Genomic DNA, 9,365 nt, shown 5'->3' with positions numbered 1-9,365 from the left:
TGCCGGCGCCGATCATGGCGCCGACACCGATCATGGTGGCCTCGAACAGCCCGAGATGACGGGCGAGCTCGACGGTGGGGGCTTTCGTCGGGGCTGATTCGCTCATGGTCGCAACCCGGTCGAGACGTGAGAGGAACGGCTCGCTGCCTTCGGCTGTACCTCGATTCCTACAGGAGCTTGATGAACTCGGCCAGCCACGCCGGATGCGCCGGCCACGCCGGGGCGGTGACCAGGTTTCTCTCCACGTGTGCTTCCGGCCAGTCCTTCTCGACGTAGGTCCCACCCGCCGCCTTCACTTCCGGCCCGCAGGCCGGATAGGCGGAGCACTCCCGGCCCTCCAGCACTCCCGCGGCGGCGAGCAGCTGGGCGCCATGACAGATGGCCGCGACCGGCTTGTCGCCGGACATGAAATGACGGACGATCTCGAGCACGCGATCGTCGAGCCGGAGATACTCGGGCGCCCTCCCTCCCGGTACGACGAGCGCATCGTACGAAGACGGATCGACATCCGCGAAGGCGGCGTTGAGCACGAAGTTGTGGCCCGGCTTCTCCGAGTACGTCTGGTCTCCCTCGAAATCGTGCACGGCCGTTTTGACGCTCTGTCCGGCCTTCTTGTCCGGGCACACGGCGTCGACCGTGTGACCCAGCATCTGCAGCGCCTGGAACGGCACCATGACCTCGTAGTCCTCGACGAAATCGCCGACCAGCATCAGGATTCGGCTCACGGCTCCTCTCCGGCTGTGGGTGGACCGCCTACTCCTGTGGAAGCCTATGCATGGGCACCTCGATGTCAAACGTGCTCGCACCCCCTCCGACGCCCCCTTCACACGAGTTCGGGGGCGCCGTAGAGATCCGTCTCGGCGATGGGCTCTCCGCGGCCCAGAACATGAAACCCAGCATCCCCGAGGAGCTTCCCGGCCCGTCCGGGTTCGGCTCCACGCGCCGGACGAAGTCGGCCGTCGCCTTCTGCAGCGAGTTCTCGAAGTCCGTGCACTCGGGGGCCGGCTTCCGTCCAGTGACGATGTACAGACTGCCGGTGAACTTGGCGGGCGCGAGCGGCAGAATCGGAGGGTCGTACCGCGGCTTTCCTTCGATGTGCTCGTACCAGTTGGCGATCGCATCGGCCGCCGAGCCCGGCTGGCGGTTCGGGACCATGGCGTTCGCGTAGTCCAGGACCGGGTTCGCCGGGTCGAGCCAGTGGAAGGTGGCGTGGCGCGTCAGGGCGATGAGCCAGCGATCGCCCGCTGCGAGGTCGATCGTGAGGCGCGCCGCATGGTCATCCCCGGTCGGGTCGTACTCGTGCACCGAACGGTAGGCGTCGATGAACTCCTGCAGACCCGCGAGATCGGGATTCGCGTTCTCCTCGTAGTCGATCTCGATGCCGACGCCGAGCGCTGTCGCCACCGCGGCGGCGTTCAGTCCCAGTTGCCGGGCATCGGTGGCCAGCGCCTCGTTCCAGTCGTCCACGTAGGTGATGCCGCCGATCGACAGCATGACGCGAATCCCTGCGGCCTTGAAGTAGTCGACGATCTCCTGCGTCATCCCCCTCGGTATACCGTTCAGCGGATCGGCGTTCGTGGTTCCCTCCAGCAGCTGGAGAGGATTCACGAAGCTGAGCACCACCAGGTTCACGGACGGCCGTCCGCTGCCGTCGCCCCGGTCGATCAGCCAGTAGTTCTTCTGGCCGAATTCGTCGATGTCCCGCACGGTGCCCCACGAACAGGCATCGTCGCTGCAGTGCCATGCGCCGTATACACGGATCGGCGCCGGGTCATCCGCGACGGGGGGTGACGAGCCTCCTCCTCCCCCGCCTCCCTTCTTCCCGCCCTTCGCGAACTGGGCCTCCGTCATCGGTTCGGCTGGAGTGTCGTCCGTGCAGGCGGCGAAGGTGAGACCGAGCGTGATGAGCAGGGGGAGATACGAGCGGAGCGACCACATGGAGCACCTCCGAAGTTGACCGGGCGAGGTACGTAACGATCGCTCCGCGCTGCGCGGCGAGCAAGAGTGGCGCGGGCACCACACCGGACACGTCTGCCGGCTCTTCTCGAGTCCGATTCAGGGAAGATTCATTCTCTCGAGCAGGGCTGCATGGCGCGGGTCGCTCCGGAGCGGCTCCAGCTCCGGCATCGTCGTCACGAACATCGCCCCGGCGCTCAGCCCGTCGGCACGGCTCGCCGGGTGGCCCATTGGAAGTATCCTCCCATGACCGCGCCGGCCAGCAGGTTGACGAGGAGGACGCTCCGGAGTCCCGGAAGCTCGACCACCTGTCCGGCACCGGTCAGCGAGGTGGCTGCGTAGAAGGTCAGGGAGAAAACAACGAGCCCGAACACGGCCGCGGTCCACACGTTGAGCGGCGTGGCGCAGGCACGGCAGACGAGCACGGCGCCGGCTCCGAGAGCCGCGAAGGTCAGAAAGTGAATCAGGGTGATGCCCGCCAGGTGCCCGCCGAACGACAGGAGCGCGAGGCCGCTGAGAAAGAGAGGAGATTCGAAGCTCTGGGCGGTGGATCCCAATAGGCCTCCGCTCAGTGCCACCGGGGTGGACAGGGGGGCGAATCGAGCGAGGTCGGCGACGAAGAAGGTGACGGCAACGACGCCGCCGGCGAGCAACCCTGCCTGGACACCGATTCCGACCTGTCTGGCGAAGCGCATTCGGGCAACTCCGAGTGAGTGAGCTGTTCCGCACCGCCACCCGGACCCCACGCTCCAATAAGTGTCAGGCTCTCGACGACGTCAATGCGGCCTCGACCCGCCGGAGCCTGGTACCCGCCGCGAGCGCCCCGAACCGTCACAACCGCCTATCGATCGATTTTGACCAGTTCGGCGAGCTCCTCGCTCTTCAGGTCTCCCAGCGTGCGATTCGCCGGAAGATCGACGACTCTCGAATCGTGTTTCAGGTTGTGGAGAGATACCTGGCGGACCGACTTGCCTTCGGCGTTCTTTGCCTCGCCAGCCGGGTGCGCGATCCATACCAGTCCCGAAGGTCCCCGGAACCGTCGAGTACGCGGAGCGAGAGAGAGCTGCTCCACCAGATTGGCCTTGATCTGATCGTGGTCCGGTTCGAGCGTGACCGTCATCGTGTTGATGGCGTTGGTCGGGTCCTCGAATCCGAGGGCCTTGCCCGCCGGTTTTCGGTTGGAGCGCGAGTTGAGTGTTCTGACCGTCCATTCCCACGTGCCCGATCGCGTCTCGATCGTGCCTTGCTTCTCCTGCTCACCCACCGTTGTACCGTCCCTGCTGAAGTAATGCCGTCTGGTACAACATAACCAAAGACGGACCTCGGCGGGGCCTGAACCAGCTCAGAGGGACCGGAGGTCGGTTCCGTTAGAGTGACGACCGGTCCACATAAGAAAAGGGCCGCCCCCCTTGGGAGCGGCCCTTTCCGTCCGGAATCCGCCTCGCGTCAGGAAACGACGACGACGTTCTCCGCGGCCGGGCCCTTCTGCCCCTGCGTCACGTCGAACTCGACGATGTCTCCCTCGTTCAGCGTCTTGAATCCCTCGGCCTGAATCGCCGAATGGTGGACGAAGCAGTCCTTGCTGCCGTCCTGCGGCGTGATGAAGCCGAAGCCCTTATCCGGGTTGAACCACTTCACCGTTCCCTTGGTACGCATCATTCCTTCTCCTTTGATCGGTCTTCGTCGGAGTGCGGATGATCCGTACCTGCCGACTCATGACTCTCGCGCGGTCTCTTCCCCCGCGCCGGGACGCGCGCCGAAGCCAACAAAAAAGAGGGAAGCCGTCTCAGACAGGCTTCCCACCACGTTCTGTGACTCGTGCTCGCTTGTGCCCGGCACCCTGCCGGACGGGGGGAACATCGCCGCTTCGGCTCCGTTTGTCAATCGTCAGCCTCACCCGGAAGCTGCGACGACCGCTTGGCTTCGACGGCGATTCACTCCGAGCGATGCGCCTCCAGCTCGATCTCGATCATGAACTCGGGGAGGGCCAGCCCCTTGACCTCGACCCACGTTCCGGTCGGAAACCGGGTCGTGTAGATGGAGCTGCGGTACGCCGCGACCGCGAGGAAGCCGGCCATGTCCGTGGTGTAGACGTTCTCGACGATGACGTCCTCGAACGTGTACCCGTAGTGTTCGAGGACCCTCTCGAGGTCGGAGTAGGCGTTCTTCATCTGCTGTTCCAGGTCCCCCACGGCCGTCGGGTTCCCCTGATCGTCCATGCTGACGGCGCCCGAGATCTTGATGTCGTTCCCGATCCTCACGGCATGGGTGTATCCGTAGGCCTTCTCGACCTCCGGTCGCAGGTAGAAATACTCCGGCTCGTCCGCGACGGCCGACTCCTGCGCCTGCGCCGTCTGAGTCGTGTCCGGCGCGGAGCAGCCGCCCGCGAACAGCGTGGCGACTCCGATGGAAGCCAGCAGCCACTGCCTTTTCATCCTCGTTCTCCTCCAGAGTTGGGTGCACCCGATCGGATCCAAACGGACCAAGAACGCCAATACGACGACGGCGGGGAAGGGCCCGCACGAGCGAGCGGCGTCCGCCGTATCCTCGAACGGATCCTCAGCGGTCGTCCTCGATCCGATCGAAACGGATCCCCCGCACCCGTCCGGCGTCGATCGTGAACGCTTCCGGAATGCCCGCGGCGTCAGGGGGCTCGAACGTCAGGACCTCGCCGTCGACGGTGAATTCATGCTGCACCGTCGGCAGGAGGGTGACGGGGTCGCCCCGGCCCCGTGTCAGCATCAGCACGTTCCCGTCGGCTTCGATCCGGTAGTCCGTTCCGAGCTCTGCGGAGCGATAGCGGCCGGAGTAGCGCGCCGCCGCGGCGGGCGTGAGCACGGCCGGCTCGACTTCGACGAAGGCCTCCGTGCCGCTCGGCCGCCGAAGCTCGAACCTCCGCTCTCCCGGCTCTCCGGAGAAGCGCATCTCGATCGGTGCGACGTCGAGCCGGAACCGATCCCTCGCGAGCGGGATGAGAGGGAATCCGGGACCCACGGCTACGGTGAGAGCGCCGTCCCGCACCTCCAGCCTCAGGTAGCCGTCGTCGCCCTCGTCCCGGTAGAGGCCGGCCCACCGCGACAGCTCCGCTTCCGAAAGCGCGATCGGCTCGGAGTCCGAGGCCGTCTGTTCTCCGGCAGCCGGCTCTTCCTCCGGTTCCAGGAAGTCTGCCAGGAACAGGTCCGCGACGTCGAACGCGAGCGATGTCGGGTCGGCGTTCGACACGTTGCAGAGCGTCGCCACGCTGAGACGCTGTTCGGGAAACCGGATCATCTCGGCGCGATATCCGACGAAGGCGCCTCCGTGGGACACGACCGGCAGCCCTCGATGGTCGTCGTGGATCAGCCCGAGCGCGTAGTCGAGCGTGTCGCCGTTCGTCAGGATGCCCCGCTCGAGGAGGGCCGCCACGAGCTGCGCGCCGCCCACCCTCGGATCGTAGAAGTTCTCGTCCCACTTGCGCAGGTCCTCGACCGTCGTGAACACGCCTCCATCCCCGACCATGTCCAGCGTCGTCTGGCTGATCCGGAAGCCTTCACCTTCCGGCGCGTACCCGCTGGCCCGGTGGGGGACGATCTCCGTGTGGTCGTCGTGGAAGTGCGTGTCCTCCATGTCGAGGGGCTCGAAGATCTTCTCTTCGGCGTACTGCCGCAGGGACCGGCCGGTCGCCCGGCGGAGGATCTGCGACAGGAGGAAGTAGCCCGAATTGCTGTACAGGTACTCGGAGCCGGGGACGAAATTCGTGCCTTGCTGCCTCGCGATGAGGGCGAGCGCCTCCTCATCCGTGTACCAGTCGTCGTCCCGCAGGCCGGAGAGCTCGGCGAGCGTCAAGTAGTCGCGGATCCCGCTCGTGTGGTTCAGGAGCATGCGGATCGTGATCGGAGTCCCGTAGGCGGGGATCTCGGGCAGCCAGTCGCGGATGTCGTCGTCCAGCGACAGCGAGCCCTCCTGCGCGGCCAGCACGATCGCCGCGGCGGTGAACTGCTTCGAGGTGGAGCCGATGCGGAAGACGCTGCGGGGATCGATCGCGATTCCGTAGTCCAGGTTCGCCATGCCGTAGCCGCGGGCGTAGACGATCTCGCCGTCCCGGATGACACCGAGGGCACAACCGGGCGTATCGGTGTGATCGTATTCCGCGAACACGTCATTCACCGCATCGCGCACGTCGTCGACGTGCGCCACCTGCTGGGCGGAGAGGGGGCCGGCGCCTCCGAATGCGAGGCTGACCAGCACCGGGATTCCTGCGGCGCGCGTGGCACGGACGATCCGGTATCGCATGGATGCTCGCTCCAGGGGGACGCTGTGACTTGCGAGTGCGGTTCGACTCGGACCGAAGCTAATGAACCGGAACGGGGCCTGACAGCGGACGGGGCCGGACGGAATCGCGCGGCCGACGAGGAGTGACTAGAAGCCGCTCCACCCCTCTCGCTTGCCGATCAGCTCGATGACCGCGTCGGCGAGCAGGTTGCCGTTGTCGCTGTTGGTGAGGATCACGACGCCGTTTCCCCGCGTCATGTGGGCGATCATTCGCCCCCGGAAGCCATCGTTCGCCGCGGAGTGCCCGATATACGGCTGACCGTGAAGGGTCCACAGGTTGATCCCGAGACCATAATGATTCCGGACCTCGGTGAGCAGTATCTCGGTGCTCTCGCGGCTCAGCACCCGGTTGGACTGTCCACGCAGGGAGAGCTGCAGCTCGATGAGGAAGCGGGCCACGTCCGCCGACGTCGTCCACAGCGCGGCCGCGGCCATCTCGGGATAGATGTGGTGTCCGCCGGGCACCGGCGTCCCGTCGGCGTAGTAGCCCGAGGCCGCCGAGGCCCGCATCGACGTGGGAAGCGGCTGTTCATAGGTGCTGCTCGTCATTCCCACCGGTTCGAGCACTCGCTCCCGCACGAACTCGGGATAGCTCGTGCCGGTGACGTCCCGAATGGCTTGCTCCATGACTTCGTAGCCGCCGCCCGAGTAGCGCCATTCGCTCCCGGGCACGTAGGTGACCACGACCGGCGGCGAGTTAGCCGGCGGCTCGCCCTCCAGGATCTGGATGAGGGTCGGCAGCGGCTCGGTGTAGCGATAGCCACGGAAACCGCTGACGGTGGTCCCCGCCGTGTGGCTCAACAGCCGCCTCAGGGTGACCTTCTGGTCATTCTGGAGTGAATTGTCCGGCAGAGTCCACGACGTGAGGTAGTCGTTGATCTCCACGTCGAGGGAGACGACGTCATCCTGCACGAGGCTCATCACCGCCGCCGCCGACACCGTCTTGCTCATGGACGCGGACTGGAAGAGCGTGCTCTCCACCACCGGCTCGCCGGTCGCCTCGCTCTTGACCCCGTGCACCTCGACGTAGTCGATGGCGAAGTCGTTGATCACCGCGACACTGGCACCGGGTACGTCGTACAGCTCCATCCACGACGCGATGTCGGTCGGGTCCTCGGGCTCCATCGCGGAGCTGCAGGCCATCAGAACCGGGAGCGCTGCGGCGAGCACCTGCAGTCGAACCGTCTGCCTCACGTCCACCTCCCCAGTCCGTGGAGGGCACCGCCCTCCCGACCGCCGGCCGGCGGGATCGGCCCTCCATGTATCCCCCAGAACACGCGGGGTGGGCCGGTCGCTGAGCGACCGCAGGGCCGCGTTACCGTCGCAGAGAGTGCACGCCTCCCTTGGGAGAGTCCGCCGTCACGGTGAACGGTCCGGATCCGCGAACGATCCAGCGCACGGTCACGGTGCCCATGCCCGGAATCGACTCCACCTCGATTCTCTCGGGCCGGCGCTTCTGTTCGACGGCTGTGCCCTGGAGCGGATCGACCACCACGAAGCCGGCCACCACGTCACCACCCGAAAGGGTGATCCAGTCCGGGCGGGAGATCCGGTGCTCGCGGTCCTGCTGGGTGTGCGTGGGGACGAGGCGCTTGTTGGCGACGATCGCCGTGACCTCGGTGAGGCCACGGCCCAGCGACCGCACGGCGATCGAGTCCACCTTCACCAGCGGCATCTGGTGCGCCTGGTACAGCGTGAACGCCATGTTGCGGTGCGCTTCCTCGGGGAGCAGAAAGCCCGGGATGGCCCGCGTGTACTGCTTCTTCACCCCTCCGACCTCGATCGGCCCGTACGTGGGGTGCTCGACGGGCGTCCACGGCACGATCGCCTCGCCGAACAGGAGGAGGCGATCGAAGCGGTAGTCGCGCCGATCGTACCGGTCGGATCGGTCTTCATCGTCCGGTCCGCTCCGGAAGTAGTTGAACGCCGTCCACAGCTCGTTGCTGAAGGTGAGGATCCCGCGTCCGCCGTAGAACCAGTCCAGCTCGCCGCCCCACACCGGATAGAGGTCCTTCCACACGACGAGGTAGCGATATCCCGGCAGGATCTGTTCACCCACCTCGCCGAGGCGATCGAACGTCCGCACGTCCTCGGGCTGGAATTCGTCGTCGGGTACGCCGGGCCCGCGCAGGATCATCCCGCCCGAATTGTGATAGGTCTGCGCTCCGGCGATGTTCGGATGGTCGAGGACGAAGCGCACCACCGCCTGCGTCTCGGGCAGAGAGGTCGGAAAGGCGTCGGCGCCGTACTGCACGTACTGTGGCTGCCAGCGCCACGGCCAGTTCCGATTCGGGTCGTAGTACCCCGGCCGGTCCTCGTTGACCTGGCCGTCTCCGTCGTTGTCGAAGCCCTCGAAACCGAGGATCTCGTAGTCGCCCGGCTCGTCCGGTCGGGCGCGGACCATGAGACGCGGGTCCTCCGGCGACACGATCCACCGGCCGTTGGGGTCCTTTCGGCGCATCATGGTGATGTGGCCATCCCCATCCAGGTCGTCGAAGTCGTCCTCGTCGACGAGCCCGTCGCCGTCGTCGTCTCGCGGCACCACGCCGCTTCGAGGGCTGTGCGGGGTGTTGGGCGAGGTGAGGAAGGCCTCCCGGCCGTCGGGATTGATGCTGGGGACGATGTAGAACGTGCGCTCCGCGAGCAAATCGGAGATCCACTCGACCCGGTCGGCCATCTCGCACAGGTACCAGGCGGTGTAGAGCGCGATCTCCTGCCCCTGAATCTCGTTCGAGTGGATGTTGCCGTCGATGTACATGGCCGGCTTCCGGTCCGCCTCGCCGACGCCGAAGTCCGTGACGGTGATCAGCCAGATCTCGCGTCCCTCGTAGCTGTCCCCGATCGAGCTCAGTCGGCAGCGATCCGGGTAGGCGTTCTCGAGTCTACGACCGATGTCTCCCACCGCCGCATGGTCGTAGTACCGGTCCCAGGTGACGGGCACCTTCGGATCTGGCGGCGCACCGAGTGCCGCGAGCCCCCCCGCCTGGGCCGCTGCGGGAACGGGCGAGGCCAGGTGAAACAGCCCGGCCGCGCCGGCCGCCAGGAGGGCGTTCGCCACCCGCAGGGTGGTCCGACCCTGGTCTTTCCGAGTCCTTGTT

The 9,365-nt window shown here is 66.4% G+C and carries 9 protein-coding genes; all 9 read right to left on the bottom strand.

Annotation, left to right across the window (positions count from 1 at the left end; genetic code table 11):
- Window positions 1-167 precede the first annotated feature (167 nt).
- Window positions 168-710 (bottom strand): DJ-1/PfpI family protein, encoded by a 543-nt coding sequence (locus tag AC36XV_RS12960; protein ID WP_492204107.1) that lies wholly within the window; start codon window positions 708-710, stop codon window positions 168-170.
- A 43-nt stretch (window positions 711-753) separates the two neighbouring features.
- Window positions 754-1,938, bottom strand: coding sequence for a glycoside hydrolase family 18 protein (locus AC36XV_RS12955; RefSeq protein WP_492204106.1), 1,185 nt, complete (start codon window positions 1,936-1,938; stop codon window positions 754-756).
- A gap of 215 nt (window positions 1,939-2,153) precedes the next feature.
- Window positions 2,154-2,651, bottom strand: coding sequence for a hypothetical protein (locus AC36XV_RS12950; protein WP_492204105.1), 498 nt, complete (start codon window positions 2,649-2,651; stop codon window positions 2,154-2,156).
- A 146-nt stretch (window positions 2,652-2,797) separates the two neighbouring features.
- Window positions 2,798-3,220, bottom strand: coding sequence for a hypothetical protein (locus AC36XV_RS12945; protein WP_492204104.1), 423 nt, complete (start codon window positions 3,218-3,220; stop codon window positions 2,798-2,800).
- A gap of 182 nt (window positions 3,221-3,402) precedes the next feature.
- Window positions 3,403-3,615 carry a transcription antiterminator/RNA stability regulator CspE gene (gene cspE / locus AC36XV_RS12940; RefSeq protein ID WP_492204103.1) on the bottom strand — a complete coding sequence of 71 codons (213 nt, stop codon included), beginning with the start codon at window positions 3,613-3,615 and terminating at the stop codon, window positions 3,403-3,405.
- Window positions 3,616-3,890: 275 nt separating this feature from the next.
- Window positions 3,891-4,391 (bottom strand): RidA family protein, encoded by a 501-nt coding sequence (locus tag AC36XV_RS12935; protein WP_492204102.1) that lies wholly within the window; start codon window positions 4,389-4,391, stop codon window positions 3,891-3,893.
- Between the two features lie 124 nt (window positions 4,392-4,515).
- Complete coding sequence (locus AC36XV_RS12930) at window positions 4,516-6,228, bottom strand: serine hydrolase domain-containing protein (RefSeq protein ID WP_492204101.1); 1,713 nt, start codon at window positions 6,226-6,228, stop codon at window positions 4,516-4,518.
- 126 nt (window positions 6,229-6,354) lie between these two features.
- Window positions 6,355-7,461 (bottom strand): serine hydrolase domain-containing protein, encoded by a 1,107-nt coding sequence (locus tag AC36XV_RS12925; protein WP_492204100.1) that lies wholly within the window; start codon window positions 7,459-7,461, stop codon window positions 6,355-6,357.
- Window positions 7,462-7,582: 121 nt separating this feature from the next.
- On the bottom strand, window positions 7,583-9,365 hold a 1,783-nt coding region (locus AC36XV_RS12920; protein WP_492204099.1), incomplete at its 5' end, for a M14 family metallopeptidase.

Source organism: Candidatus Benthicola sp. (assembly GCF_058719085.1).
The sequence above is the reverse complement of the archived record's forward strand: the minus strand, read 5'-3'. Positions and strand labels throughout refer to the sequence as shown.

Coding starts and splice junctions, on each gene's coding strand:
- AC36XV_RS12960 (WP_492204107.1), bottom strand. CDS start 710: ATGCTGGTCGGCGATTTCGTCGAGGACTACGAGGTCATGGTGCCGTTC.
- AC36XV_RS12955 (WP_492204106.1), bottom strand. CDS start 1,938: ATGTGGTCGCTCCGCTCGTATCTCCCCCTGCTCATCACGCTCGGTCTC.
- AC36XV_RS12950 (WP_492204105.1), bottom strand. CDS start 2,651: ATGCGCTTCGCCAGACAGGTCGGAATCGGTGTCCAGGCAGGGTTGCTC.
- cspE (WP_492204103.1), bottom strand. CDS start 3,615: ATGATGCGTACCAAGGGAACGGTGAAGTGGTTCAACCCGGATAAGGGC.
- AC36XV_RS12935 (WP_492204102.1), bottom strand. CDS start 4,391: ATGAAAAGGCAGTGGCTGCTGGCTTCCATCGGAGTCGCCACGCTGTTC.
- AC36XV_RS12930 (WP_492204101.1), bottom strand. CDS start 6,228: ATGCGATACCGGATCGTCCGTGCCACGCGCGCCGCAGGAATCCCGGTG.